Raw genomic sequence first — 26,340 nt, forward strand, 5'->3', positions numbered from 1 at the left:
TTGCCAGTGACAAAGGCCCTCGATGGTGCCCGCTGTCTGTTCGTGCATCACCACCACCCCTGTGCTAACTGATCCTCGCCGATCTGTGCAGCAGCTACCGGCTGGGCATGGTCACTGGCTAAGGCGGGTTTTTCAGTCAGCCCCATAGCCGCATTCTGATAACGCTGCACGTACAGGCGAAGACGTGTGTTTGCCTCCCGGCGTCCGGCGTTCTGCTGGCGGTATGGGGTCGGTTCTGCATCAAATGCAGCCTGATAGACTTCGGCATACTGCGTGGCTACCTTATGCCGCATCGACACAGGAAGCTCGTTAAGCTGCTCCTGTATCCACTTGCCATCTTCCTGGACGAAAACGGCTGGCATGACGGCTGAGAGGTAATCAGACTGCATGGTCTGGGCCTGTTAGAACACGCACAGCCCTCTGCTTTGAAGGAAACGGTTTGGTTTCAAAAGCAGCAATATGATCTGGTTCGATTTGGACAAAAATACTCCTACCCGACCGTAAGGCTTTACTGATTGCAATTTGGGTAACACCTAATCTCTGAGCCGCCCTAACCTGGCCTATTTCCGAAACGTAATCTTTAAGCGTTAAAGTCATCATTTGTGTGTCCATTTTTAGTATCAAAGGTACTATAAGTCATAGTACTATCGATAGGAGACATTTTCAAACTAAAGGTATTAAAATAAGATATGAAAAACTCTAAACGACTGACGACAGAACAGCTGGAAGATGCAAAGCGTCTAAAGGCCTTGTATGAGTCAAAGAAAAAATCACTGGGTATTACCCAACAATACATTGCTGATGAAATGCACATCACTCAGAGCGCTGTGGGGCATTATTTAAATGGGAGAAATGCCCTTAACATCAGTTCAGCCCTTATGTTTGCAAGGATTTTAGCTGTGGAGGTTAGCGAAATAAGCCCTTCAATAGCTAAAGAACTCCATTCGATGCATGTCTATGCTAAGAACGTCGACTTTCTGATGCCGCATAAGAATTTTTCTTCGTACCCCATGATTAGCTGGGTCAGCGCCGGAGCGTGGACGGAAGCATTTGAGCCTTTTTCAGCGAAGGATGTAGACGAATGGCTTGAGTCAGATGCGCACTTAGAGGGTAACGGATTTTGGTTGCGCGTACAGGGAGATTCGATGACATCACAAACCGGCCTCAGCATCCCAGAAGGCATGGCAATTCTCGTTGATACAGGAAAGGAACCGAGAAATGGGAGCCTTGTTGTAGCCAAACTTGATGACACAAACGAAGCAACATTTAAAAAATATGTCATTGATAGTGGTCAGAAATTTCTAAAACCCTTAAATCCAAGCTATCCACTTATACCGATAAATGGCAATTGCAGGATCATAGGTGTTGTAGTAGAGGCCAAATATCGATTCTGTTAGTCACTGTTACACTATAAAGCCGGCTTCCCGGCTTTTTTTTAAAATTAAAAACGTTAAAAAACAAATATTAAAACCACTGGTTATAAATAAATTTCTTTTTTAGTATTGAAAATACTAAAACCTTAAGTACTATTATCTCAACGGCAAGCACAGGAGCCAATGAGATGATCAGCGTAGAACCACAACCCAAACAAACAGTTTCAATCAACAGAAAAGAAGCAAGCGACCTTCTTACCTCATCTGCAGCAACGATTTCTTGCTGCAATAGCACTCTTGACCTTGTAATTGAGAGCCTCGATCACCCCGAGGGTGACATTAGATTAGCATCAATATTACACCTCGTGAAAAATTCCCTTGATGCAATAAATAGTGATCTTTCTGCATTCGATACCAATAACCTTTAACAGGGTTAAAAATTCAACCAGAGATTTATTCTCACGCTGAACGCGCGTGATTCGCTTAAGCAAATTTTGGAGTTTAATAATGAACTTATTAAGCCGAGTAATTGATTTTGTTTCTAATCCAATGTCAAACGCTGGAAATTTACATAAATGCATCATGCGAGATGACACGATGGCTGGCGTTATTGAGCCAGGCTCAGAAGTGATTGTGGATGTCTCAGCCATTAATTTTTATGAAGATGGAATTTATCTTTTTAACTATGACGGCGTACTAAACATCAAGCGTTTACAGTTTCTTAAAAATGGAATTAAAGTAATTCCAAATAACGGCCATTACATTAGCTATTTAATCGAAGATGGCTTTGAGAAGCTCGTCATTCTTGGGCGCGTGGTTTCAACTCGTAGAATGGAGTGCTGGGCGTGAAGATCAAAAACTCAACCGCATACCGTCACGCTCAGACCTGCCACCTGTCAAAGCATGACGTAATAGCAAACCTGTTTCTCCGCGCTGCATATGGGGTGAAGTGATGGAAATTGACAATTTCGAAGAAGCCAAAAACATTTCTGAGCAGTTAAATGTTTTAATTCAGGTTATCTATTCTTCCCAGCTATCTAATCATGAAAAAGATGTTTTGACAGGCCTGAGTCTCAACTTAAGTAATGAACTCTATCACTTCTGCAAGGCAGGGTTTGAAAAGGACGAAGCGGAATGACCAGCATCCTTGAGAACAACCGTAATTATTTAGTAGCTGCGACTATCAATTCAATGCTGATGAAAAATGGTCACAAGTATTGCACTGTAAAATTATCAAATGGTGAATCGGCCAAGTTACAGATTAATGAAACAAAGCTGATTGGCGGTCTCGTTCATTTTTTCGAGGCGGCTGTTTATGAATCATTTTCGCGTGACGATGCAGATAACCAAATTAGAGGGCATTACCAGAACTGCCTCAATAAAAACAAAGACCGGTTAACTTCTGTCGGTGTCGAGTTCATGAATGGGCTTATAGAAAACGTTGCAGAGGAAGCATTCGCCAGCAGTGGTGATAAATGAGCCTAACCACCTTCAAAGCGCCTGAATGGGTAATCGTTCAGGCAACAAAGAAATTATCGCAGTACCGGAAGCACCGGATATTTGCACGGCGCATTCACAGCACCGGCTACCTCAGTCTGGCAGTTAATCCGCGTTGGCGTCTGCTGTCGCGGAATAACGGCAAAGACTGGCAGTTAATGAATAAAATTTATGAGCGAAGGTTAAATGTCCAAATTGAATGAGCTACCAAGGCAAGAATATCTGATGGATTGCTTTGAATATGGGCGGAAAAATGGAGCGTTAATCTGGAAGGAAAGGCCGCTGGAGCATTTCATTAATGCCAGCCAGCAGAAGCAATTCAACACTAAGTTCAGTAAGAAAATTGCAGGATCGATTGCAACTGTTTCGGTCGCCGAAAATAGAAAATACAGGGTTGTAAGATTGGATGGCGTTTTATTTTATGTGCACAGAATCATTTACAAACTGAAAACAGGCGATGAGCCAATGATCATTGACCATATCAGTGGGAACACATTGGATAACAGAATTGAAAATTTAAGAACCTGCTCGATCACGGAAAATTGTCGTAACGCAAGAATAAGCGAAACCAATACATCAGGCTGCACGGGAATTAGCTGGTCTCAAAGAAAACATCGCTGGCGAGCATATATAACTGTTAATAAGAAGCAAATTTATTTAGGCGTATTTAGAGAATTTAAATCCGCTGTCAATGCCAGAAAAAACGCTGAATCTCGCTATGGATTTCACCCAAATCACGGCTCACAAAAACGTTAAGGATGGAAAATGAAAACAGTTAACAACAAAAATCTTCTTACTGACGCTTTTAAGGCGTGCGATTCAACCGTCTATGTTGTGACACGTCACGGTCGCCGACGCCGTTTTTTGAGCCGTAGCGCTGCGATCAATAACCTGGTGCATTTCATGGTGGCTGGCACATTCGGCAAAGCCGGCATTCCGACCCATGAGCCCACACAGCGCATTCTGCACGAAGGCGTCTACGTCAACCAGCGCGGATCCCTTACAGAAGGCTATTGGAACGCCCACCACCGCACCCACCGGCGGGTAATGAGGCTGCTGACTCGCCAGCGTGAGATTGCGATCTGGAAAAAGAAACATGATGCATGGGTTGCTATGCGCGACGAACTCTACAGCCAGAAACCTTACTGAGAGGATGAAATGAAAAACGAACTTATGCAGGTCTGGTACCGCGTCACCTTCATGGTTACCGATCGTTTGGGTGATCGCCGTGAGTATTCCATTTTTTGCCAGGGCAGCAGCGAGACAGGAACGGCAGTTTCGGCGGTAGTGGGGATTCTTAACAGCAAGGAGGAACTTTCCTCACCAACGTTTAAATCTATCCGCATTGCTACTTATCACGAAGCTGAGCAATTCGATGCCGCGCTTGACGAACTGGCCGATCAGGATACAGAAAAACTGGAGGAAGAAGGCGATGAGTAAAACACTGGTTATTAATTCTGGCCTTCTTCGCGCCGCGCTGGTTTGCGTTGCCAGAAAAGACCCTCGTTATTATTTGGAGGGAGTGCATATCACGCCACAGTATCTGGAGGCAACCAATGGCCACGTTGCGCTTCGGATGGAACACGGCTTTAAAACCAATAAAGACGTCATCGTCTGGTTTGGCGGCGCGGTTCCGGCTCGTGCAGAAACTACTGAGATTCATTTCAGTAAAGAACCCTACGCTGTGCATCGTGACGAAGCTGGCGAAAGAATTGGCTTTACTGTCATCAAAACCCTTGAAGGCCGGTTCCCTGACATGGACAGGGTTATCCCAAAGGATGTCGATGAAAGCGCCACCCCGGCTTTGAGTGCTCATTACCTCAGCTACCCGCTGAAAATGTTTGGCAAAGGCAGCGACCTCATTCGTGTTCGTCTGGCACCATCCGGTGAAACAACCGCATGCCGCCTCATGTTCGATCGCTCAGTAATGGAAAGGTTTGGTAACGCTCAGTTCGTTGTCATGCCTATGCGTTACAGCATCGAGGACTTCCCAGAGGTGAAAGCATGATTAACAAACTCCCGGTAGTGGTTGGCGTTGAAATTCCGCTTGATGAGTTTGGGCGCTACAACCTGAACACTCTGCATAAAGCCAGCGGTGAGGGCGAGCATAAGCGCCCATCAAAATGGCTCGACACCAAACAGGCTAAAGAACTTATTAGTGAGCTTGAATATAAGTTGCTGAAAAACAACCAAAGCCCTAATTCGGGCTTTGCTCAGAAAGTGGTCGAATCTGCGCATGGCGGAACTTCACCGGGAACTTATGCGCACGAACTGATTGCAGTGTCTTACGCGGGATGGATTCGCGCCGACTTCCAGCTTGACGTTAATCAGGCGTTCATCGACTTCAAGTCGGGTAGTAGCCATATCAGTCTGGAGAATATGCCCTCTCTCGCGCATCTGACCGGACGCTTTCAAGAGCTGCGCAATATCGTTTCACGTGATGAGCAACAGGAAGCGGAATTGCTGACCATTTGCAGCCTGATTATGAATGGACGTAAGAAAACCAAAGGCAAGCGTCAGTTGATGATCGAAGCGCTGGATAAAGCCGGTCAGGTATCGATGGTGCTTAAAGGCGGTGGCAAATGAAAAAAGTTGCTGAGCTGGTCATGTTCACCCTGTTCTTTTCCAGCCTCGCGGGGCTGGGATTAACAGCGGGGTTTTACTCTTTCATTTACACGGCTCGACTGCTTGCGAGGGTGATCGGATGAAGTTTGATTTCAGAGACAACGGAGCCACGGCAACGCTGACTATCACCAGCAGCCTGTTCGAGTATCGCAGGCACCGGCGGGCGGTTGACGCTGCCCTGCTTTCTGCTGATGTCCGGACCAGCACGTCAGGCATCTTTATTCGCAAGACGGTTATCAGCGGGCCGGTTAAGCGTGGTTTACGGGCATACAAAGCAGTAATGCGGGAGGTGGCACAGTGAGTGATATTCAACTACCTAACGGTCGCATCAATATTGAAGGGCTGGATGGTATCGCCGATCACCTAAAGGCGCTGGCCATTACTAATAAAACAATCGACAGCATTAAGTCGCGCCTGGAAGAAATCGACGAATTTGATATTGGTCGCTACCGCAGAACGCATGACGCCCTCAGAGCCTGGCGTAAAACGCAGAGCAGGATTACTGAACGGCTTTCTGTTTTGCGTCATGAAGAAAAGCAGATGAACCGTATGCGCAGCCAGTTTGAGAGTGAAGAACTGCTCAGACTGTTGCGGGGCGAGGTGTCAAAGGAAAGTTTGCTGAGCTGTCGCGTTCTGGCTCAGGCCATCGCTGAGCAGCGTTTGCAGGAAGTTTTGAGGAAGGCGGTGGGTAATGACTGAGCACAACATGGCAGACCTCAACAACGAGCTGGTGAAAGCCAGCGTCAAAATCGATGACGGCCGCGATTACACAAACTGGCTGGTCTGGGATATGCGCAAGAACTACAGGCGCAGCACCGGAAAGCGCGAACCGGAGCCAGCGCGGCCACAGGTCGCACCGGTACGCATCGAGCCAAAGAAAAAGGCACGCCAGCGCGGGCATCGTGTGGTTCAGCAGGCAATAGGGGCGGTGTGATGGATAAGAAATACGAAATCTCCTCGACCTGGTGGCATGCGCCAGAACAGGAAGAACTGAGAAGATATTGTGCCACAGGCTGGGGCTGGAAAATCTGGCAGGCAGTTTATGAACTACAGAACGGACAACAAAATATTCCTGAAATTATTCCGGGCTGGAAACTGGTTCCGGTAGAGCCAACAGTAGAAATGGTTTTGGCTGCTCAGGACTCAGAAGACGTGGTGTTCGATAAAGAAGATGACTCTCTGTTTATCGTTAACCATAAGGAAATCTATCGCTCAATGCTGGCAGTCGCGCCGGAGGTGAACAGTGGAAAAACTGACTGACACGCAGCAGCGCACGCTCGGCTTCATCCGGGGCTTTATTCGGGAAAATGGTCTGTCGCCGACCATTCTGGAAATCACCGAAGGAATGGGCTGGAAATCACCAAATTCAGCGGTGAACCACATTAACGCGCTGGAGCGTAAAGGCTATCTGAAAATTAAGCGTGCAACAGGGCGTGGGATCACGTTGCCAGCCGTCAGCTACGAGCATGACAGCATTGCACTGGATGCAGCGACACGTATTAACGAAATGCTGCACATTGCGTTTCGTGATGGCTGGCCGGAAGTGAGAATTAAGGCGGCCATTCAGGTTGAAGTGATTAATGCTCTACAGGGCAGAGGTGTTAGATGAATACAATGTTTTTGCTTATGGCAGAGTTCGAAACCTCAACGATCCCTCTGTCTGATATCTCAGAACGCTATCTTGGCATGAAGCCGGCGACAGCCGATAAAAAAGCTGGCTGTGGTGATCTGCCACTTCCAACATTCCGCATCGGGAATGGGCAGAAGTCACCCCGCATGGTACACGTCAGCGATTTGGCAGAGTTTATCGACAGAAAAAGAAAAGAAGCTAAAGAAGAACTTAAAAGAATGCTTTGAAAATATTGGCACCCCAATAGCACCCCTAAAACAATTAAGCTATTGATATGAATAAGCAGTAAATCCCATCGAGCATGGGGGCAACAGAGAAGCGTTGGGAGGAAAAAGTGTCGGTCATGAAGCGCAGTCGATCCGGTGGTTAACAGTGATGATATTCTGCGCAAGGATAGCATAAGGGCGGGCGACAAGGTATCGCCCGCCCGTTAATGGCACGGAATCAGAAGTTAAATCCGAGTTGCGCCATGGCACCCCAGGTATTGTTTTGCCCCACCGAGCCTGCCAGATCCAGATGCACAGAATTGTTGAATGGTGACAGCCCAAAACCTGCGGTCGCCACATTTTCGTCGTTGGAACGCATATCTGCGCGATAACCGGCGCGTAACTGTAACCAGTCCAGTACGCGATATTCTGCGCCCACGCCTGCATACTGGCTGTTTTCCTGAGATTTGAAACGGTGCGTTTCGGTCAGGTCAACATCGCCTGTCAGCGTTACCGGCCCTTTATCCCAGGCTAAACCCGCCGTCACTAATGGACGGATTTCATAGGTATCCTGATAGCCATTCACCTCTTTGGTTTGCAGGTCACGTGATACCAGGTTCTGTCCGGTCACGCCTAATGTCCAGTTTTCTGCGAATACCGTCGCCAGGCCGGCGTCAACGTTGAACCCGCTTTCGGTGCTGCGGTAGCGGCCATCCCGTAAATCGTTTTTATCGTAGTTATAAACGCTGGCGGAATAGTTATACAGCCAGGTCTTTTGCAGCTTAGGCGTCACACCAATCGACACCGGATGGCCGGCAATCGTGAACTCATGGGCAACGGCGATACCATAATCGGTATTTAGCGCAGCCAGCCCGTTCGCGCTGGAGCCCAGCAAGTTTTGTACATTAGGCAGACCAAATACACCGCCAGGAATACCGGCAAACGTTCCGTCAGCCACGCCTTGTAAAATAACGATATCGCCTTCTTTTACATTCGCGCGGACATGCGCCGTACCATAGGCTTTGGTGACAAAGGCAAAAGGCAGCGTTTCATTCGGAACGGTGACTGCAATCGCGACACCTGCTGTCGCGTTGGCTTTGTTACCGCGTAAATCTCTGAGCGTATTGGCCAGATCCCCTGACGCAGCCTGAATCTCAGGAATACGGCGCAGCAGCTCTAACGTCGAGGCATTATCAAACAGATCCTGATAGCGATTTACCGTGTCAGTAATGTTATCGATCTTATCGACCATCTTGTCTTTATCAGTAATTTGCGCGCCCGCACTGGGAAAAATGATGCTGACGTTGTCATCGGGCTTCGCTTTGGTCATTAACGCCGGGTTAGCTAAAACGGCAGACCCGTAGGTAGAGGACGCCACGCCCGTTCCCCCCATTGCATCGTTACGGGCATCGTACCAGGTTCCCGCGGCCAGCGCGGATGATGAAAAAACCAGAGCATTAAACACTGCAGGGAAAACCAGAACGGAACGTGGGACGGTTAATTTTGCCATTTGCTTATCATCACCTGAAAAATTGCCGTTAAAACATTAACGACCGAATAGTTTGTTAGCCCCATTGTGGAGGATGGCTAACGCTTTATTGCTGTGAATTCAGAGTAAATAGTGGCGCAATTCCATTGATTGATTATTTTTCGATCCGTTATGTCTGGTTACCGTCCAAAAAGCGTTAACAGAAGGAGGCCGGGACCAGCACTTTATTAAGAACTTTTAAACATTAGTTCTTAACTCAGTGAGATGTAAAGCAAAAGGAAAAAATATTTACAAACATTCTGACATATATTGGCATCGCAGACGGGCGCAAAGTCGTAAGGAACAGATAAGCACGGATAAAGGGAGGAGGTGCAGACAGGCAAGGTGCATCGTACGTATCATTAATGTGATAAGATAACATCACCTGTCAAACGGAGAAATTCCATGTCAACCATGACGCCAGAGCAAATCATGACCCAGGCTGAGAAACTGTGTTTACAGCGCGGTGTACGCCTGACGACCCAGCGCGCAGAGGTCCTGCGGTTGATGGCCGGACAGCCAGGATCGATCAGTGCTTATGACCTGCTTGATCAGTTGCGTGTCAGTGAGCCCCAGGCCAAGCCTCCTACCGTCTACCGTGCGCTGGATTTTCTTCTTGAGCAGGGTTTTATCCACCGCGTCGAGTCCAATAACAGCTATGTGATGTGTCACCATTTCGACGCACCCGCCCATACATCGGTGATGCTGGTCTGCGATCGCTGTGCAGTGGTCACGGAAAAGCAGGCGCAGGGCGCAGAAAAAATCATCGCATCGCTGGCGCAAGAGGCAAGCTTTGTCCTACGGCATAGCGTGATAGAGGCGCACGGGTTATGTGAAAACTGTGCGGAAGTTGAAGCCTGTGAACAGCATGAACATTGTGATCATGACCATCAGGCTGACGGGAAGAAACGCACTAAACGAAGTTAATTGCACATCCTTGTGCGGTCTGGCCGGCATGAGCGTACCGGCCCGGGTAGGAGCATCCCTGAATAACGTGATTACCAGCGGTAATCCTTGTTGTGACCTTCCCAGTCCGTTACTTCTTTCTCTGCCTGGTCTTTCGCGTAGCCGTAACGTTCCTGAATTTTGCCGACCAGCTGATCGCGTTTACCTTCAATGACTTGCATGTCATCATCGGTCAGCTTGCCCCATTTCTCTTTCATTTTTCCTTTGAACTGTTTCCAGTTACCACTCGCTTCGTCTTTATTCATTGCAGACCTCCACGTCATCCTTCGATTTCGTTTTATTTTGCCATCAGGAAAAATTACGATATAAAGCGCTATTTAATAGCGCCATTCAAAGATAATTGTAGTAGCTAATTTCAGTTTTGCCGGAAAAAATGAAAATTTTATGTAGCCTGCGTCATATTTCAGGCAAGTTGCTCAGGCGCTAAACCAGGTGCCATTGCGCCAGTGCCTGCGCCAGACCAGCCAAAGTGACAGGCCGCGAAGCGCCAGAAAAACGGCTATCGCCAGCCATAGACCGTGATTACCGATAAAAGGCACGGTTAACAGCGTCAGGAAATAGCCCAGTGCGGCAATCGCCATACTGTTGCGCATTTCTCTTCCGCGGGTCGCACCAATAAACATGCCATCCAGCAGATAGCACCAGACGCCAACCAGCGGCATGACAACCTGCCACGGCAGAAAGCGCTCAGCCGCCTGTTGAAGTGCGGGAATCGATGTCAGGAGAGCCACGATCTGATAGCCACAAACAGCATAGACCAGGGAGAAAAACAGCGCGACTGACAGTGCCTGACGGCAGGCAGCAATCCATACCAGTTGCAACCGGCTGCCGTCCTTTGCGCCGTGTGCCTCACCAGCAAAGGCTTCGACGGCGTAAGCAAAGCCATCCAGCGCATAGGCGGTAAACGTCATGAACATCAGCAGGATGGCATTTACCGCCACCACATCAGGTCCGATACGCGTTCCCAGCACGGTCAGAGAGGCAAAGCAAAGCTGTAACAGTAAGGTACGCAGCAGGATATCGCGATTCAGGCGAAGCAGGCGGTGGATATCGCCACGCCAGCTATGGACCAGACTGTGCAGCGTGATGCCGCGCAGCGCCAGCACGCGCCAGACCATAAGTGCCCCGACCAGCAACGTCGCATATTCCGCGATAGCCGTCGCGGCTGCAGCCCCGGCTACGCCCCAGTGCAGCCCCAGCACCAGCCAGAGGTCCAGCAGAATATTGATAACGTTGCCCACCACCAGCAGGATGACCGGCGCTCTGGCATACTGTACGCCCAGCAGCCAGCCCAGAATCACCAGGTTAGCCAGCATGGCGGGCGCACTGAGCCAGCGAATATGGATAAACAGCGCAGCCTGCTCAAGCACGGCGGCCTCTCCGCCGATAAAGCGGGTTGCTAATGCCGTAACAGGATGACGCAGGGCAATAAACAGGCTGCCGGCCAGTAAGGCAATGATCAGGGGCTGTGCCAATGCGCGCGCCAGCGCCGTTTTATCGCCCGCGCCAAACGCCTGAGCCGTCAGGCCTGTCGTGCTCATACGCAGAAAAAGCAGCAGCATGAAGATGAAACTGGTAACGGTCGTCCCGACCGCAACGCCGCCCAGATAAACCGGGCTGTCGAGATGGCCAATAACGGCTGTATCGACTAAGCCGAGCAGAGGAACGGTGATATTTGACAGGATCATGGGCAGCGCCAGCCGCCACAGTTTTTTATCGGTAGCTGTCAGGAAGCGCATGTAACGTCCGTGCAATGCGCCGCTGGTGTTGCAAATGAACCCACAGCGGCAAAACAGGGGCAGACTGGGTAACGTCAAGGTTGACGTAAAGAGCCAACCTTAAGAGGATTTATAACCACTCACCGTTACGTACGATGCCAACCGCCAGACCTTCAACCGTCAGCGACTGCGCACGTGTATCGACAATGATAGGCTCAAAATCCGTATTTTCAGGTAACAGATGCACCACTGATCCCTGTTTTTTCCAGCGCTTCACGGTGACTTCGTCATCAATGCGCGCTACCACCACCTGACCATTACGCACTTCCTGCGTTTTATGCACGGCCAGCAAATCACCATCCATGATGCCAATGTCTTTCATTGACATGCCGCTAACGCGCAGCAGGAAATCGGCAGAGGGCTTGAACATGTCTGGATCCACTTTGTAGTGGGTTTCGATATGTTCCTGGGCCAGCAACGGCTCACCCGCCGCAACGCGCCCAATGAGTGGCAGGCCATCTGAAGGTTCTTCTTCCATTAACAAACGGATACCGCGGGACGCACCAGAGACGATTTCAATCACGCCTTTACGCGACAGCGCTTTCAGATGCTCTTCTGCCGCGTTAGGTGAGCGGAAGCCCAGTTGCGCAGCAATTTCTGCACGCGTAGGCGGCATGCCCGTTTGATTAATGTGGTCGCGAATCAAGTCGTAGACCTGTTGCTGCCTGCTGGTTAATGCTTTCATCCCGCCCCCTGGTTGTTTATACAGTCGCTGTGAGTATATACAGGTATTGGTGAAATGGAAACCAAAAGTCAGGCCAAAATCAGTAATTTGACGGGAGATGGAATGCTTATCGCAAATGCGACCAAAGTAGCGTTCCCCAAACGAACAGGGCCAGTACTATTGCCAGCAAAACAGCGGCCGATCCCATATCTTTGGCTCGGCCGGCAAGAGGGTGACGTTCCTGCCCTGTGCGGTCCACCACCGCTTCGATGGCGCTGTTCAGAACTTCAACAATCATCACCAGCATGACCGCGCCAATCATCAGGATGCGCGAAATAGTATCGACATCCAGCCAGCAGGCCAGGATAATTGCCGCCAGTGAAATTACGGCTTCCTGGCGGAAGGCAGCTTCATGCTGCCAGGCGGCGCGAAGACCTTGCCATGAGTAGCCAGCCGCTTTCACAATCCGGGTAATGCCGGTGACATTATTTGTCATGATAAAGGAACTCTTTTCAAAGGATTGACGTCAATACCGGGCAGCGCACAATTGTCGCTGTCACAGATTTTTGCTGCGCGTTCTGATATGCTTGCGCCGCTTTGCTAACAAGAGGCTTCATGTTGTCTATGTCAGGTTGGCGTAAAATTTTTTATAAATTGCTGAACTTACCCCTTTCATTTCTGGTAAAGAGTAAGGCCATTCCGGCTGATCCCGTGTCCGAACACGGGCTGGATCCTACCCGGCCTATTATGTATGTCCTGCCTTATGATTCAAAGGCCGATCTCCTGACTTTACGCGCGCAGTGTATCCGGCACGATCTGCCTGATCCGCTTATTCCGCTGGAGATAGACGGCGCCCTGTTGCCGCGTCATGTCTTTATCAATGACGGTCCGCGTGTGTTCCCCTATTTCGTGCCCAGCCTTGAATCGGTCAAAATCTTCCACGAGTATCTTGATCTGCACCGCAGCAATCCTGAACTTGATGTTCAGATGTTACCGGTTTCAGTCATGTTTGGCCGTGCGCCAGGTCGGGAAGTCCAGGGCGACGATCATCCGCCTCATTTGCGGCTCCTTAACGGCATTCAAAAATTCTTTGCCGTTCTCTGGCATGGCCGCGACAGTTTTGTGCGTTTTTCGCCCACGGTCTCCCTGCGTCGTATGGCGACCGAACACGGTACCGACAAGTCGATTGCGCAGAAGCTGGCTCGCGTAGCGCGCATCCATTTTGCCCGTCAGCGCCTGGCTGCGGTGGGACCGCGCCTGCCGGCTCGCCAGGATTTATTCAATCGCCTGTTGCAGTCGAAGGCGATTGAAAAAGCTGTGGAAGACGAGGCGCGTAGCAAGAAAATCTCCCATGAGAAAGCGCAGCAAAACGCCATTGAAATGATGGAAGAAATTGCGGCCAACTTTTCCTACGAAGCGATTCGTATCACCGACCGCGTGATGGGTTGGCTCTGGAGCCGACTCTATCAGGGGATCAACGTTAACGGCGGTGAGCGGGTACGTCAGCTGGCGCAGGACGGCCATGAAATTGTTTATGTGCCCTGCCACCGCAGCCATATGGACTACCTGCTACTGTCTTATGTGCTGTATCACCAGGGCCTGGTTCCGCCGCATATTGCCGCAGGGATTAACCTGAACTTCTGGCCTGCCGGGCCGATTTTCCGTCGTCTGGGTGCCTTCTTTATTCGTCGTACCTTTAAAGGCAACAAGCTCTATTCAACCGTGTTCCGTGAATACCTTGGCGAGCTCTTTACCCGCGGCTATTCCGTCGAGTATTTCGTGGAAGGTGGACGCTCACGTACCGGCCGACTGCTGGATCCGAAAACCGGCACCCTCTCTATGACGCTGCAGGCCATGCTGCGCGGCGGCACGCGACCTATCACGTTAGTGCCCATTTACATCGGTTATGAACATGTAATGGAAGTGGGTACCTACGCTAAAGAGCTACGCGGTGCGGCAAAAGAGAAAGAAGGCTTTATGCAGATGGTGCGCGGCCTGCGTAAGCTGCGCAACCTGGGCCAGGGTTATGTGAACTTTGGTGAGCCGTTGCCGCTGATCAACTATCTGAACAAGCGCGTACCGGAATGGCGTGAGTCTATCGATCCCATTGAAGCGCAACGTCCGGGCTGGTTAACGCCAACGGCCAATGATATCGCCGCCACCATCATGGTACGTATTAATGAAGCCGGTGCCGCGAACGCCATGAACCTGTGCGTAACGGCACTGCTCGCTTCCCGCCAGCGTTCACTGACCCGTGAACAGCTGATTGAGCAGCTGGAGTGCTATACCCAGTTATTACGTAATGTGCCCTACTCGCCGGATGCCACTTTGCCTGACATGTCTGCGGAAGCGTTGCTGGATCACGCGCTGAGTATGAACAAGTTTGAGAGTGAGAAGGACAGTATCGGCGACATCATTATTCTGCCGCGCGAGCAGGCGGTACTGATGACCTATTACCGGAATAACATCCACCATATGTTGGTGATGCCCTCTCTGATTGCGGCCATCATCCAGCAGCACCGTAACCTGAGCGAAGCCGAACTGCTGCGCCAGGTCAGCCTGATTTACCCCATGCTGAAGAGCGAGCTGTTCCTGCGCTGGGGCAACGACCAGCTGCCGCAGCTGCTGGCTGACTTATGCCAGGAGCTGGCGCGCCAGGGACTGATTACCGTTGAGGCAGGTCTGCTGTCGTTCAACACGGCACGTTACCGTACGCTGCAGTTGCTGGCTGCCGGTGTACGTGAAACGCTGCAACGTTACGCCATCACCTTCTCGATTCTCAGCGCCAAGCCCACCATCAACCGCGGCACGCTGGAAAAAGAGAGCCGCACGCTGGCCCAGCGCCTGAGCGTACTGCATGGCATCAATGCGCCTGAGTTTTTCGATAAAGCGGTGTTCTCTACACTGGTACTGACCCTGCGCGATGAAGGCTATATCAGCGACAGTGGCGATGCGGATGTGGCGCAGACGCTGGCGACCTGGCACATTCTGGCAGAACTGGTCACCAGCGATGTCCGTATGACCATCGAGAGCGCCGTTGCACACAGCTAACGTGCTGGCATGACAAAAAAGGCGACCTGACTGGTCGCCTTTTTTATTGCTTACTGAACCTCACACTGTGCATCGCACTGGCGCTACGTTCGGTGCCTGCCCTATAACAGGTTTGAGAACGGCGGAGTATTCATTAACACGCCGAGAAACAGAACCAGCCCTACATAATTGTTATTCAGAAACGCCTGGAAACAGGCCTGACGCGCGCGCTTTGCGATCAGTTTTTGCTGATAAACAAATAAACCGCCCGCCAGTAACAGCGTCCAGTAAAACGCCCCATTCAGATGCAGCCGTGTCCCTACCAGCGCCATCAGCCCCAGCGTCGCCAGTTGCAGCAGGCCGATAATCAATTTGTCGTACTGGCCAAACAGAATGGCTGTGGACTTCACGCCAATCTTCAGGTCGTCCTCGCGATCCACCATGGCATATTGCGTATCGTAGGCCACCGTCCAGCAAATGTTGGCGAGAAAGACCAGCCAGCAAACCAGAGGTAAGGACTCACTAACCGCAGCCCAGGCCATGGGAATTGCCCAGCCAAATGCGGCGCCCAGGACTACCTGCGGCAAATGCGTATAGCGCTTCATAAAAGGATAAACCCAGGCAAGCGCCAGTCCGACAACAGAAAGCATAATCGTCATCAGGTTCATGCTCAGTACCAGGCCAAACGCGATCAGCCCCAGTACCACAAACAGAATTTTAGCCTCTTTCGCCGTGACAGCACCGCTGGCCAGTGGCCGGAGCTTTGTGCGTTCCACATGGCCGTCGACTTTGCGGTCAGCATAATCGTTAATCACACAGCCAGCTGCACGCATGACAAATACGCCCGCGACAAACACGATCAGTACCGGTAACGGCGGCATCGCCCTGTTAGCCAGCCACAGCGCCCACAACGTCGGCCACAGCAGCAGCAGTGTGCCAATAGGTTTATCAATTCGCATGAGGCGGCTGTAAGCCTGCCATTTGGTCATTTGTTGTCTGTTTTGCACAGGTCAAATCCTTAACCCTGGTAACGGTAAACCGGCGACGCCGGTAAAAATAATTCGGTTAGTAGCAGGGGCTTCCCCGATAAACGCAGGCGCGACCGACGTCCCCATAGCGATTCAACGTTACCGGGCTCGATAAAATCGCGGGTCAGGGTTGAAGAGGAGAACAGGTAACGTCCCAGCGGTCGCGTTCCGAGCTGCTGCAACATCGCTTCGGGACCGTTCAGGGTGCTTTCAGGCACCAGCGTGCGTCCCGCCAGCCAGGGTTGTTCGTCGCCATACAGGATCACTTCACGCAGCCAGAAGCGCTGATCAGCGGGTAACAGCGCACCTTCGTCACCTAATTCGTCAGCGTGGATAAACCCTTCACGAACGGGCTCCACCCTGACCTTCTGGCAATGCTGTTCGAAGCGCCTGGTCATAGAGTCCTCCTCCATCAGCCAGTCACGAAGTGATGGCGACAGAGCAGCACCGTCCAGCGCCAGCCAGTTGAGTGAACGTAATAAACGGAGCGGGTCTTGCGTCATGACACTTTCCCCCAAAAATTTTCAGGCAGGTAGTTTAGCGCAGAGCGATTCACGGCACACCCGTCCGTCATGCAAACGCGAGGTTATTCGCGCTTAAGCCGGTTACTGTTTGCCAGCCACAGGGTGATAACCAGCAGCAGAATGGCAGCGGAGTAGCACAGCGTATCAAAGGGATTTTTGTGGTCGACGATAATCAGCCTGATGATAGCCGTGATGCCGATATAGACGAAGTAGCGTAACGGGAAATGGTAACCCGACTGGAAGTACTTCACGATGAGGGCAATAAACTCAAAGTAAAGGAAGTAAATCACAATGCCTTCAATCAGCAGATAAGAGGACGCCTGCTCGCCCGTGCTGAACAGGACGTTGGCTAAATGGACCGTCTCTTTGCCCAGGAAGACCATTAAAATGAACGCCAGAATCAGCAATCCTGCATTCAGCACCCATTGCATCAGGCGCGCTATCTTTTGTGCTATCGGGTTTTTATCACTCATTTCACGCCTCGAAAATAAAGGGATGTTTTCTGGCATTATCATGCTTTAGTGTGACGTAAATCACAATATAGCCGTCAGGCTTACTTAACAGCGTCTTTCAAATCACCAGACTGCGCGATGGAATGCCAGCCCCGGCATCCTGGGTTATACCGCCGGGACCGTACGAACCTGTCTTTTGATGAAAGCAAACCGGACAGACCGATCATATCGGCTGGCAGACCCACTCCGTCGTGCCGTCCTGTCATACGGTTTTCACATCCGACATTTACATTGGCTCGGTTTTTCAACCCCGGCAGTCAGTTAGCGCCCGCTTCCATACCCGACTCAATGGATAAGCGTCCTGAGGCGGCACGTTGCGTTGGCCTCCGCGCTGCCAACAGCGGCGTTCAGGCCCGGCCAGGCTTAATCTGTTCCGCATTAACGGTTACGGGATTACGTCAGGTTAGTGTGCACTTACTCAACTATTAAGATGCGGCCGGACGGCGTTGCGCTGGCGGCGTTAAAACAGCCCGACGTCAGAGACGCAGACAAACGCCCCCTGTGGCGTGAAGACGCCGCAGCAAGAGAGGACAACATGAAAACAATTCTGGTGATTCTGGACGGCCTGAGCCATCACGTTGCCCATCATGCGATGGGTTATCTGCACGCAGAATGTGCGCAAGGTAAAGGGCATTATTATCATCTCACCTGTGCACTGCCTTCTCTGTCGCGTCCGCTGTATGAATGCATTCTGACCGGTGTTGCGCCTGTGCAAAGTGGAATCATCCACAACGGGGTAAACCGCCTGAGTCACGAACAGAGCGTATTTCACTATGCGCGTGATGCGGGCCTGACCACCGCCGCAGCGGCTTATCACTGGATCAGTGAACTTTACAACCGCAGCCCTTTCGAGCCCGCGCGCGATCGTCATACCGAAGCGCCGGCCCTGCCTGTCCAGTTCGGGCACTTTTACGTTGACGACAGTTACCCCGATTCGCACCTGTTTGAAGATGCCGAGAGCCTGAGGTTGCGGCACAACCCGGACTTCCTCCTCATCCATCCGATGAATATCGATTATGCCGGTCATCAACATGGCCTGTCCTCGCCCCAGTATCGTAACCGGGCACGCATGGCGGATGGTTACCTGTCGCAATGGATGCCTGGCTGGCTGGCAGAAGGCTATCAGGTGATGGTGACCGCCGACCATGGCATGAACGACGACCGCTCACATGGTGGCATGCTGCCGGAGGAAACGACCGTTCCCCTGTTTGTTTTTGGTGACGGGTTCTCGCTAAAGCCTGGGCTGGAATTGCAACAAACCGATCTCTGCGGCACGCTGTGTACACTGCTCGGCGTTCCTCATGACAAGCCGGTGCATCACGATCTGCTGGCACAGGTTTCGCTCTGACCCTCTTCCCGCTTCTGGCGGCAGGAATACAGTAAACTGCCGCCCCGGGTCTGGCGGGTTGGGCAAACGGCACAACCCGCCCTTCTGTTGCCGTTATTCCGCTGATCCCCTGCCGTACTGACTTTGTCGCCATGCCCTTCACTGACCACAGAAAAAAGCGCACCGGCCGCGCGCGGCGGGAAAGGTCCGCCTGAGGCCAGCCGGATTTGTCGTGAGGTATCCGCAGAGTGGTCTACATTTAAAGGGGCCGACGCTGCGCAGGTCATTTAAAACACTGGAAAAAAGTTCGCAACGTCCGGCAGCCATGTTCGCAGATTGCGCTCTCCATCAGGCTGGCAATCTGTCATGCCGTAAGCCTGATGGTTGAGGAGCAACGTTACGTGTTAACCCTGCTTAACTTACTGTCTGCCGTTGCGCTTCTGGTCTGGGGCACGCACATTACGCGCTCCGGCATTATGCGCGTTTACGGGGCCGATTTGCGCCGGGTGCTCAGTCGCAGCGTGGAAAAGAAGCCGATGGCGTTTCTTGCCGGTATCGGCGTAACGATGCTGGTGCAAAGCAGTAATGCCACCACGCTGCTGGTTACCTCGTTTGTGGCTCAAAATCTTGTCAGCCTGACACCCGCTCTGGTAGTGATACTGGGCGCTGACGTCGGTACGGCCATTATGGCGCGCGTCCTGACATTCGATCTCTCCTGGCTTTCCCCGCTGTTTATCTTTTTTGGCGTGGTTTTCTTCCTGAGTCGCAAACAAAGCCGGGCAGGTCAGCTTGGCCGGACCAGCATAGGTCTGGGGTTAATTCTGCTGGCGCTACAGCTGATTGTTGAAGCCGCCCGACCGATTACCCAGGCGGCTGGCGTGCAGGTTCTGTTTTCCAGTTTAACCGGTGACGTAATGCTGGACGCTCTGCTCGGAGCGGTCTTTGCCATTATCAGCTACTCCAGTCTCGCCGCTGTGCTGATTACCGCCACACTGACCGCCACAGGCGTGATCGCCTTCAAGGTGGCCCTGTGCCTGGTGATCGGCGCGAACCTGGGCAGCGGCCTACTGGCGGTTATTAACGGCAGCGGATCCAATGCGGCCGGGAAACGCGTTGCAATGGGCAGCTTTCTGTTTAAGCTGACGGGCTGTGTAATAATTCTGCCCTTTGTTGAAACCGTAGCGGGCTGGCTGGATAAACTGCCCGTTAATGACGAAGAGCTGGTGATCTTCTTTCACGTTTTCTACAACCTGTTTCGCTGCATTATCATGGTGCCCTTTGCCGATGCGATGGCACGCCTGTGCCGTCGACTGATTGCGGACGATGCCGAAAGTGACGTCACGCTAAAACCCAGACACCTTGACAGCAGCGCGCTGGATACGCCCGCTCTGGCGCTGGTGAATGCTGCGCGCGAAGCGTTGCGTATGGGCGACGTGCTGGAGCAGATGCTGGATACGTTTCTGCAGGTGGTGCGCGGCGAGTCGCGGGCAGAACGCACGGTACGGCGGCTGGATGATGATGTGGATGTCCTGTATACCGCCATCAAACTCTATCTGGCGCGCATGCCGAAAGAGGATTTATCAGAGGAGGATTCCCGCCGCTGGGGGCAAATCATAGAAATGTCGCTGAATCTGGAGCAGGCCGGTGACATTATCGAGCGCATGAGCGGGGACGTCGCCGATAAATCTCTGGCTGCCCGGCGAACCTTTTCGCCCGAGGGCCTGAAAGAGCTGGAAGCCTTGCATGAGCAGCTTATCGCGAATCTACGGCTGAGCCTGTCGGTATTTTTATCTCACGATGTTACCAGCGCTAAGCGGCTACGCCGCGCCAAACACCGCTTTCGCCTGAAAATACGCCGCTATTCACACTCGCATGTTGATCGGTTACATCAGCAGAACATTCAGAGCATTGAAACCAGTTCGCTGCACCTGGGCTTGCTGGGCGATATGAAGCGTCTGAACTCGCTGTTTTGCGCGGTCGCTTACACGGTTCTGGAGCAGCCTGACGATGAGCGGGATTATGACTAAAGAAAGTGCGAAGGCCGTTTGGCCTTCGCACTGTGTCTCTCAGGGACGGGATGACGGCTTTTTATCTGTGGGCTTACCGGACCAGTAGCCCGCCAGCAGGGAACCGGAAAGGTTGTGCCAGACGGAAAACAACGCCCCCGGCAGTGCAGCCAGTGGCGAGAAATACAGTTTACCCAGCGTCGCCGCCAGCCCTGAATTCTGCATGCCCACTTCCAGCGCCAGCGTGCGGCAGGTAGATTCATCAAAGCCAAACAGCTTGCCGCCCCAGTAACCGCCGAGCAGACCAATAGCGTTATGTAACATGACGGCGGCGATCACCATCACGCCAACCGAGGCAATAAAGCTCTGGCTACCGGCGACCACAGCACTGATGATCAGCAGAATACACACCATTGAAAAAGCGGGAAGATAAGGCTCTACCCGACGAACCAGACCGTTAAACGTGTGGTGAATGATCAACCCTAACCCGATAGGGATCACGACGATCCTGATGATGCTCAGCAGCATACCGGCAACATCAACCTGAATATGCGTATCCACATAAAAACGGGTCAGCAGCGGCGTGGCAAATACCCCGACCAGTGCGGACACCGAGGAGATGGTCACCGAGAGCGCCACATCGCCTTTTGCCAGATAAATCATCACGTTCGAGGCGGTTCCACTGGCAACGCTGCCCACCAGAATCATCCCGGCAGCCAGATCGGGCGGCATGTTAAACAGTTTTGCCAGCGCCCATGCCGCCAGGGGCATCACCAGATAGTGCAGGAATGTACCTGCAAGCACCGGTGCCGGACGGGTTAAGACGCGTTTGAAATCATTGATATTCAGCGTGACGCCCATACCGAACATAATCAGCATCAGCAGATACGCGACCCACGGGCCAATACCCAGAAAGGTGGTGGGCGAGTAGTAAGCCGCGACAGACAACAGGACGGCCCACAGGGGGAACAGACGGGTTAAGGTGGCAAGCATCAACAAACATCCTTTTAGCAAAATCAGCGACGTGCGTGGAATGATGTCCGGCGGCATCACAGCCGGTCAGTAAAAAGCCGGACAGGGTCCGGCTTTCTTTTGATGTCAGCGGCGCTTATTCAAACAAGTTGTGGTGCAGCGTACGCACCACACTTTCCGCATCGTCACCTGGCACCAGGAAGCAGAGGTTATAGCTGCTGGCTCCGTAGCAAATCATGCGCAGGTTAAAGGGCTCAAGTACGCCAAACACCTCTTTACCTACCCCACAGGCTTTCGACAGTTCATTGCCGATTATGGCCACCAGCGCCAGGTTTTCCTCTACTTCCACCCGACACAGGGATGAGAGCTCGGTTAACAACGCCTGGCTCAGCAGATGGTCGCCGGTTGAAGTCGAGCCGGTCGTATCCAGCGTCAACGCGACGCTGACTTCCGAGGTGGTAATCAGATCCACTGACACGTTGTGACGCACCAGGATATTGAACACTTCAGACAGGAAGCCCGGCGTATGCAACATATTCAGGCTGTGCAACGTGACCAGGGTTTGCTTGCGACGTAGCGCCAGCGCTCTGAACAGCGGCGGATTCGCCGTCTCATTGCACACGCGCGTACCGCCCGCTGCAGGATCTTTACTGGAGCCGACGAACACCGGAATGTCGCTACGGACAGCGGGCAGCAGCGTGGCAGGATGCAGAACTTTGGCACCAAAAGTGGCCATTTCAGCCGCTTCTTCAAAAGTGATTTCATCAATACGTTTAGCAGCCGGGACTACACGCGGATCGGTGGTGTAAATGCCCGGTACGTCTGTCCAGATATCCACGCGCGCAGCGTTTAATGCTTCACCCAGCAGGGCGGCCGTATAATCACTGCCGCCGCGGCCCAGCGTGGTGGTGCGTCCTTTTTCTTCGCTGCCGATAAAGCCCTGCGTGACCACCAGAGCGGCGGCAATGCGCGGCTGCAACTGCACACTGACCTGCTCGGCCAGTACGGCGACATCAGGCTCCGCACGGCCAAAGCGATCGTTGGTGCGCATGACTTTACGCACGTCAAACCATTCCGCATTGACCCCGCGCTCACGCAGGATCTCGACAAACAGCAGAGTCGACATGAGTTCGCCGTGGCTGACCAGTTCGTCGGTTAAGGCGCTGGAGGTGGCGAGAGCGGCGGCGTCAGACAGCATGCCGATATTGTCGATAATGCGGTCGATTTCATCGCGGATAACGTCTGGATTGTTCAGGCGATCGATGATGGCATATTGAATGCGGCGGATATCATCGAGCTGCGCCGCGCGTTGCGATGTCTCCTGACCTTCGGCAAGGGAGACCAGCAGATTGGTGATGCCTGCAGAGGCAGAAAGCACCACCAGCCGGGTATTGCTGTCCTGCAACACCACATCGGCGCTACGGTTCATGGCATCGAAATCGGCAACGCTGGTACCGCCAAATTTCGCTACATTCAGATTCAGAGACATTGTATGACCTCGTGTCAGGATACGTTGCCCTCACCCGTTAAGAGATGAGAAACAGTAATTCAGCCTAAGCACAAGGAAAGAGCAGAAACGGGTAAAATCGAATAGACGAGTCACCCAGAAGCGCTCCACCTTGCGAAACGTCCGACTGTGGACGTTTCTGGTGACAACCCAGGGGATTCAGCCCCTGTAGCCGACAGCCAACACACCGTGATGTTGACCACCTCGGCGTCGCTCCCCCTGATGTGTTATCTCTGGATACGGTTCCTCCAACACACTGCCTGGTCGACGCGCCTCTTCTGGCTTGCGCACAGGTGCGCAAGTAGCGCGCATAGATTTAGCGATTTCTGGCCCTGCTGTCAATGACCGTCACGGGACAATTTTTCATGCAGAGCGCACCGGATAACAAATTTTGCCTAATCTCTGCGACTACAGTGCTAAATGGCTTCAGCAACGTCGTCACATTCTGATGCGGCACAATGTTCGTGGGCTGCCGTTGCGCCATACTTTTCAGCCTTTCGCCCATGGAAACAGTCCGAATGATTGCCGCATCATCCACTGCGAAACGGGCTGTATTCGTGCGCTGACACCATCGCACTGACAAAGTTTTTCCTTTCAGTTGCAACTGTGGTCATACTGAAATGCTAACCGGGTACGATGCGACCCCGATGGAATGACGGTTCTTAATATCAACAAGAGTGTTGCCATGAAAAATATCAATCCGACCCAAACCGCAGCCTGGAAAGCGCTGCAAGAGCATTATGAACAGATGAAAACGGCGAAAATCGCCGACCTGTTTGCCCAGGATGCCGATCGTTTTGCTAAATTCTCAGCCACCTTTGACGACCAGATGCTGGTAGATTTCTCGAAAAACCGCATCACGCAGGAGACGCTCGATAAACTGCTGGCCCTGGCAAAAGAAACCGATTTAAGCGGCGCGATTGCGTCCATGTTCTCGGGCGAAAAAATTAACCGGACGGAGGATCGCGCCGTCCTGCACGTCGCCCTGCGCAACCGCAGCAATACGCCAATCAAGGTGGATGGCAAAGATGTGATGCCTGAAGTCAACGCGGTGCTGGCGAAAATGAAAAGCTTCTCCGAGCGCATTATTGGCGGTGACTGGAAAGGTTACACCGGCAAACCGATCACCGATGTGGTGAACATTGGTATCGGCGGTTCCGATCTGGGGCCGTTTATGGTGACTGAGGCACTGCGCCCGTACAAAAACCACCTGAACATGCATTTTGTGTCCAACGTTGACGGTACGCACATCGCCGAAACGCTGAAAGACCTCAGCCCCGAAACCACGCTGTTTCTGGTGGCGTCAAAAACCTTTACCACCCAGGAAACCATGACCAATGCGCACAGCGCACGCGACTGGTTCCTGAAAACGGCCGGCGATCAACAACACGTTGCGAAGCACTTTGCTGCGCTCTCCACCAATGCTAAAGCCGTGGGCGAATTTGGTATCGATACCGACAATATGTTCGAGTTCTGGGACTGGGTCGGCGGCCGCTATTCGCTGTGGTCGGCCATTGGCCTGTCCATTATTCTGTCGATTGGTTTTGAGAACTTTGAGCAGTTGCTGAGTGGCGCGCATGCCATGGATAAGCACTTCTCTACCACGCCAGCCGAAAAGAATATCCCCGTTCTGCTGGCGCTGATTGGTATCTGGTATAACAACTTCTTTGGCGCGGAAACCGAAGCTATCCTGCCTTACGATCAGTACATGCACCGTTTTGCAGCCTATTTCCAACAGGGAAATATGGAGTCGAACGGGAAGTACGTTGATCGCACAGGCCAGCCGGTGACCTATCAGACGGGCCCGATTATCTGGGGTGAACCCGGCACCAACGGCCAGCATGCGTTCTATCAGTTGATTCACCAGGGCACCAAACTGGTACCTTGCGATTTTATTGCACCTGCCATCAGCCACAATGCCCTGGCCGATCACCATCCTAAGCTGCTGTCGAATTTCTTTGCTCAGACCGAAGCGCTGGCATTTGGTAAGTCACGCGAAGTGGTGCAGAAAGAATTTACTGATGCGGGTAAATCGGCGGAATCTGTCGCGCACATCGTGCCGTTTAAAGTGTTTGAAGGGAACCGCCCGACCAACTCAATTCTGTTGCGCGAAATCACGCCATTCAGCCTGGGCGCGCTGATTGCGCTCTACGAGCATAAGATCTTCACCCAAGGGGCAATTCTGAATATCTTCACCTTTGACCAGTGGGGCGTGGAATTAGGCAAACAGCTGGCTAACCGTATTCTGCCGGAGCTGGAAGATGACAGTAATATTACCAGTCATGACAGTTCGACTAACGCCTTAATTAACTGCTACAAGAAATGGCGCTAATCGTATAGTGACAGAGGCGGCCTGCCGGCCGCCTTTTTTTTGTCATCACGATCGGGCACGCTGCTTTTTATCTGAAAAGCCTGCTGGCAGACTGGAAAATTCTTAAAATGCACTGCGGCAATTCTGAACCTCGCGCTGCGCAGAGCGCATCACCCTACTAAAAACCGGATCTAAAACGGTAAGCCAATGCTTCTTACCTCTTGTTTTATAAGGCGATTGGATTTTACGCTTATTCAGGTAATTCCGATTATTCTCATTCCGTACCAAAAGATACTAAATAAGTAGAAACCGCTTTGCTTTCCTCTTACTCACAGACAAATATCCGGCCTTTCACGGTAAATCCACCAATTTAAAATAAGTTAACGCTGAATCCGCTTAATTTGCCCCGTTTTTTTACGCGTCATTTACCAGGTTTTAAGACTACTCAACTCTGGTATTTTGTTGCCCTATACTGGACGCGCCCATAATGGGTCTGTCCTTCGGTTTGCGATAACCGTTTATTCTGTTTCGCGAATGTGTTGGATAGCAATCCTTCATTCAACCAATGTAGGTGTTGTTATGAAAAAACGCATGATTGCCGGTCTGGCATTACTCGTCGCCGTCTCTTCCAGCGCTTATGCGGCACCGGAAGAAGCTGGTGCCGCAGCAGGCGCACAGGCGGGGACAATCTCCGCAGGTACGACTACCGCTGTAGGTATCGGCGTGCTCGGCGCGTTAGTAGGACTCGGCGTTGCCGCTTCTGGCGGTGGTGACGGGGCAAATACGGGTACAACTACCACGACCACAACGGGCACCACACGTTGATGGGTACCCTGATTCTTTAGGCTGCAGCAAG

Annotated in this window: 34 protein-coding genes, 1 pseudogene and 1 riboswitch; of the genes and pseudogenes, 22 read left to right on the forward strand and 13 right to left on the reverse strand. The window is 52.0% G+C overall.

The features are described from left to right. Positions 1-47: 47 nt before the first annotated feature. Positions 48-389 (reverse strand): hypothetical protein, encoded by a 342-nt coding sequence (locus GC087_RS21445; protein WP_324029295.1) that lies wholly within the window; start codon positions 387-389, stop codon positions 48-50. Next, the gene (locus GC087_RS21450) at positions 379-612 is read right to left on the reverse strand and encodes a Cro/CI family transcriptional regulator (RefSeq protein ID WP_324029296.1); all 234 of its coding nucleotides are present in this window, start codon (positions 610-612) and stop codon (positions 379-381) included. Before GC087_RS21450 ends, GC087_RS21445 begins: the two co-directional genes overlap by 11 nt. Positions 613-689: 77 nt before the next feature. On the opposite strand from GC087_RS21450, the gene GC087_RS21455 reads away from it, so the two are divergent. Continuing rightward, positions 690-1,397 (forward strand): LexA family protein, encoded by a 708-nt coding sequence (locus tag GC087_RS21455; protein WP_324029297.1) that lies wholly within the window; start codon positions 690-692, stop codon positions 1,395-1,397. Positions 1,398-1,464: 67 nt separating this feature from the next. Here the strand turns inward: GC087_RS21455 and GC087_RS21460 are convergent, their stop codons facing one another. Further along, entirely contained in the window at positions 1,465-1,662 is a 198-nt protein-coding gene (locus tag GC087_RS21460) for a hypothetical protein (protein WP_324029298.1), read from the reverse strand. A gap of 218 nt (positions 1,663-1,880) precedes the next feature. Between GC087_RS21460 and GC087_RS21465 the strand changes: the two genes are divergently transcribed. The 15 genes and pseudogenes from GC087_RS21465 to GC087_RS21535 all read left to right on the forward strand — a co-directional run bounded on the left by GC087_RS21465 (position 1,881) and on the right by GC087_RS21535 (position 7,352). Further along, positions 1,881-2,222 (forward strand): S24 family peptidase, encoded by a 342-nt coding sequence (locus GC087_RS21465; RefSeq protein WP_324029300.1) that lies wholly within the window; start codon positions 1,881-1,883, stop codon positions 2,220-2,222. A 103-nt stretch (positions 2,223-2,325) separates the two neighbouring features. Further along, positions 2,326-2,511 carry a hypothetical protein gene (locus GC087_RS21470; RefSeq protein ID WP_324029302.1) on the forward strand — a complete coding sequence of 62 codons (186 nt, stop codon included), beginning with the start codon at positions 2,326-2,328 and terminating at the stop codon, positions 2,509-2,511. After that, positions 2,508-2,852: a hypothetical protein gene (locus tag GC087_RS21475; protein ID WP_324029304.1), complete on the forward strand. Its 345-nt coding sequence runs from the start codon at positions 2,508-2,510 to the stop codon at positions 2,850-2,852. The genes GC087_RS21470 and GC087_RS21475 overlap by 4 nt, the downstream gene beginning before the upstream one ends. 204 nt (positions 2,853-3,056) lie before the next feature. After that, positions 3,057-3,626, forward strand: coding sequence for an HNH endonuclease (locus tag GC087_RS21480; protein WP_324029306.1), 570 nt, complete (start codon positions 3,057-3,059; stop codon positions 3,624-3,626). 9 nt (positions 3,627-3,635) lie between these two features. Beyond that, positions 3,636-4,019, forward strand: a complete 384-nt coding sequence (locus GC087_RS21485; protein WP_324029308.1) for a hypothetical protein — start codon at positions 3,636-3,638, stop codon at positions 4,017-4,019. 9 nt (positions 4,020-4,028) lie between these two features. Then, on the forward strand, positions 4,029-4,310 hold the full coding sequence (locus tag GC087_RS21490) for a hypothetical protein (RefSeq protein WP_324029310.1): 282 nt from the start codon (positions 4,029-4,031) through the stop codon (positions 4,308-4,310). 4 nt (positions 4,311-4,314) lie between these two features. Then, a complete protein-coding gene (locus GC087_RS21495; RefSeq protein WP_324030670.1) occupies positions 4,315-4,878 on the forward strand; it encodes a hypothetical protein in 564 nt (187 codons plus the stop codon). Beyond that, positions 4,875-5,225: pseudogene (locus GC087_RS25865) on the forward strand (KilA-N domain-containing protein); the annotation flags it as partial. The gene GC087_RS21495 and the pseudogene GC087_RS25865, both read left to right, overlap by 4 nt. Before the next feature lie 227 nt (positions 5,226-5,452). Further along, complete coding sequence (locus GC087_RS21505) at positions 5,453-5,578, forward strand: sodium:solute symporter (protein ID WP_324029314.1); 126 nt, start codon at positions 5,453-5,455, stop codon at positions 5,576-5,578. Then, positions 5,575-5,796 (forward strand): hypothetical protein, encoded by a 222-nt coding sequence (locus tag GC087_RS21510; protein WP_324029316.1) that lies wholly within the window; start codon positions 5,575-5,577, stop codon positions 5,794-5,796. The genes GC087_RS21505 and GC087_RS21510 overlap by 4 nt, the downstream gene beginning before the upstream one ends. After that, complete coding sequence (locus tag GC087_RS21515) at positions 5,793-6,194, forward strand: hypothetical protein (protein WP_324029318.1); 402 nt, start codon at positions 5,793-5,795, stop codon at positions 6,192-6,194. Before GC087_RS21510 ends, GC087_RS21515 begins: the two co-directional genes overlap by 4 nt. After that, positions 6,187-6,429, forward strand: a complete 243-nt coding sequence (locus GC087_RS21520; RefSeq protein ID WP_324029320.1) for a hypothetical protein — start codon at positions 6,187-6,189, stop codon at positions 6,427-6,429. Before GC087_RS21515 ends, GC087_RS21520 begins: the two co-directional genes overlap by 8 nt. Beyond that, positions 6,429-6,755 carry a hypothetical protein gene (locus tag GC087_RS21525; RefSeq protein ID WP_324029321.1) on the forward strand — a complete coding sequence of 109 codons (327 nt, stop codon included), beginning with the start codon at positions 6,429-6,431 and terminating at the stop codon, positions 6,753-6,755. Before GC087_RS21520 ends, GC087_RS21525 begins: the two co-directional genes overlap by 1 nt. Beyond that, positions 6,739-7,104: a LexA family protein gene (locus GC087_RS21530; RefSeq protein WP_324029323.1), complete on the forward strand. Its 366-nt coding sequence runs from the start codon at positions 6,739-6,741 to the stop codon at positions 7,102-7,104. Before GC087_RS21525 ends, GC087_RS21530 begins: the two co-directional genes overlap by 17 nt. Continuing rightward, a complete protein-coding gene (locus tag GC087_RS21535; protein WP_324029325.1) occupies positions 7,101-7,352 on the forward strand; it encodes a pyocin activator PrtN family protein in 252 nt (83 codons plus the stop codon). The genes GC087_RS21530 and GC087_RS21535 overlap by 4 nt, the downstream gene beginning before the upstream one ends. 217 nt (positions 7,353-7,569) lie before the next feature. Here GC087_RS21535 and GC087_RS21540 read toward each other — a convergent pair whose 3' ends face one another. Then, positions 7,570-8,841 (reverse strand): conjugal transfer protein TraF, encoded by a 1,272-nt coding sequence (locus tag GC087_RS21540; RefSeq protein ID WP_033738961.1) that lies wholly within the window; start codon positions 8,839-8,841, stop codon positions 7,570-7,572. 423 nt (positions 8,842-9,264) lie between these two features. Between GC087_RS21540 and zur the strand changes: the two genes are divergently transcribed. Beyond that, positions 9,265-9,786, forward strand: a complete 522-nt coding sequence (gene zur / locus GC087_RS21545; RefSeq protein WP_058702332.1) for a zinc uptake transcriptional repressor Zur — start codon at positions 9,265-9,267, stop codon at positions 9,784-9,786. Between the two features lie 71 nt (positions 9,787-9,857). Here the strand turns inward: zur and GC087_RS21550 are convergent, their stop codons facing one another. From GC087_RS21550 to GC087_RS21565, 4 genes are all read right to left on the reverse strand, one after another. Beyond that, positions 9,858-10,070, reverse strand: a complete 213-nt coding sequence (locus GC087_RS21550) for a CsbD family protein (RefSeq protein ID WP_006121556.1) — start codon at positions 10,068-10,070, stop codon at positions 9,858-9,860. Positions 10,071-10,241: 171 nt separating this feature from the next. Next, the gene (gene dinF / locus GC087_RS21555) at positions 10,242-11,564 is read right to left on the reverse strand and encodes an MATE family efflux transporter DinF (protein ID WP_324029328.1); all 1,323 of its coding nucleotides are present in this window, start codon (positions 11,562-11,564) and stop codon (positions 10,242-10,244) included. Positions 11,565-11,673: 109 nt separating this feature from the next. After that, positions 11,674-12,288, reverse strand: coding sequence for a transcriptional repressor LexA (gene lexA, locus GC087_RS21560; RefSeq protein WP_006121554.1), 615 nt, complete (start codon positions 12,286-12,288; stop codon positions 11,674-11,676). Positions 12,289-12,394: 106 nt separating this feature from the next. Further along, positions 12,395-12,763, reverse strand: a complete 369-nt coding sequence (locus GC087_RS21565) for a diacylglycerol kinase (protein ID WP_006121553.1) — start codon at positions 12,761-12,763, stop codon at positions 12,395-12,397. A gap of 128 nt (positions 12,764-12,891) precedes the next feature. Here GC087_RS21565 and plsB point away from each other — a divergent pair, with 128 nt between their 5' ends. Next, positions 12,892-15,318: a glycerol-3-phosphate 1-O-acyltransferase PlsB gene (gene plsB, locus GC087_RS21570; RefSeq protein WP_039339074.1), complete on the forward strand. Its 2,427-nt coding sequence runs from the start codon at positions 12,892-12,894 to the stop codon at positions 15,316-15,318. 101 nt (positions 15,319-15,419) lie between these two features. Here the strand turns inward: plsB and ubiA are convergent, their stop codons facing one another. From ubiA to psiE, 3 genes are all read right to left on the reverse strand, one after another. After that, positions 15,420-16,286, reverse strand: coding sequence for a 4-hydroxybenzoate octaprenyltransferase (ubiA, locus tag GC087_RS21575; RefSeq protein WP_416383444.1), 867 nt, complete (start codon positions 16,284-16,286; stop codon positions 15,420-15,422). Positions 16,287-16,315: 29 nt separating this feature from the next. Beyond that, entirely contained in the window at positions 16,316-16,828 is a 513-nt protein-coding gene (gene ubiC / locus GC087_RS21580; protein ID WP_006121550.1) for a chorismate lyase, read from the reverse strand. Positions 16,829-16,911: 83 nt separating this feature from the next. Further along, positions 16,912-17,322, reverse strand: coding sequence for a phosphate-starvation-inducible protein PsiE (gene psiE / locus GC087_RS21585; protein ID WP_006121549.1), 411 nt, complete (start codon positions 17,320-17,322; stop codon positions 16,912-16,914). Between the two features lie 574 nt (positions 17,323-17,896). Between psiE and GC087_RS21590 the strand changes: the two genes are divergently transcribed. Together GC087_RS21590 and GC087_RS21595 are read left to right on the forward strand one after the other, a co-directional pair. Next, entirely contained in the window at positions 17,897-18,709 is an 813-nt protein-coding gene (locus GC087_RS21590) for an alkaline phosphatase family protein (RefSeq protein ID WP_033739245.1), read from the forward strand. Between the two features lie 380 nt (positions 18,710-19,089). Next, positions 19,090-20,715 carry a Na/Pi cotransporter family protein gene (locus GC087_RS21595; protein WP_006121547.1) on the forward strand — a complete coding sequence of 542 codons (1,626 nt, stop codon included), beginning with the start codon at positions 19,090-19,092 and terminating at the stop codon, positions 20,713-20,715. A gap of 39 nt (positions 20,716-20,754) precedes the next feature. Here the strand turns inward: GC087_RS21595 and panS are convergent, their stop codons facing one another. Both panS and lysC read right to left on the reverse strand, forming a co-directional pair. Beyond that, complete coding sequence (panS, locus tag GC087_RS21600) at positions 20,755-21,687, reverse strand: ketopantoate/pantoate/pantothenate transporter PanS (RefSeq protein WP_039339079.1); 933 nt, start codon at positions 21,685-21,687, stop codon at positions 20,755-20,757. Between the two features lie 115 nt (positions 21,688-21,802). Continuing rightward, a complete protein-coding gene (lysC, locus tag GC087_RS21605) occupies positions 21,803-23,155 on the reverse strand; it encodes a lysine-sensitive aspartokinase 3 (RefSeq protein ID WP_006121545.1) in 1,353 nt (450 codons plus the stop codon). A 110-nt stretch (positions 23,156-23,265) separates the two neighbouring features. Next, positions 23,266-23,459: riboswitch (Lysine riboswitch) on the reverse strand. Positions 23,460-23,858: 399 nt separating this feature from the next. Here lysC and pgi point away from each other — a divergent pair. Both pgi and yjbE read left to right on the forward strand, forming a co-directional pair. Continuing rightward, a complete protein-coding gene (pgi, locus tag GC087_RS21610; RefSeq protein ID WP_033738948.1) occupies positions 23,859-25,505 on the forward strand; it encodes a glucose-6-phosphate isomerase in 1,647 nt (548 codons plus the stop codon). Between the two features lie 558 nt (positions 25,506-26,063). Continuing rightward, positions 26,064-26,309: an exopolysaccharide production protein YjbE gene (gene yjbE / locus GC087_RS21615; RefSeq protein ID WP_006121543.1), complete on the forward strand. Its 246-nt coding sequence runs from the start codon at positions 26,064-26,066 to the stop codon at positions 26,307-26,309. The last annotated feature ends 31 nt before the right edge of the window (positions 26,310-26,340 follow it).

Origin of the sequence: Pantoea sp. JZ2 (assembly GCF_035191405.1) — a bacterium.
GTDB classification, from domain to species: domain Bacteria; phylum Pseudomonadota; class Gammaproteobacteria; order Enterobacterales; family Enterobacteriaceae; genus Pantoea; species Pantoea stewartii.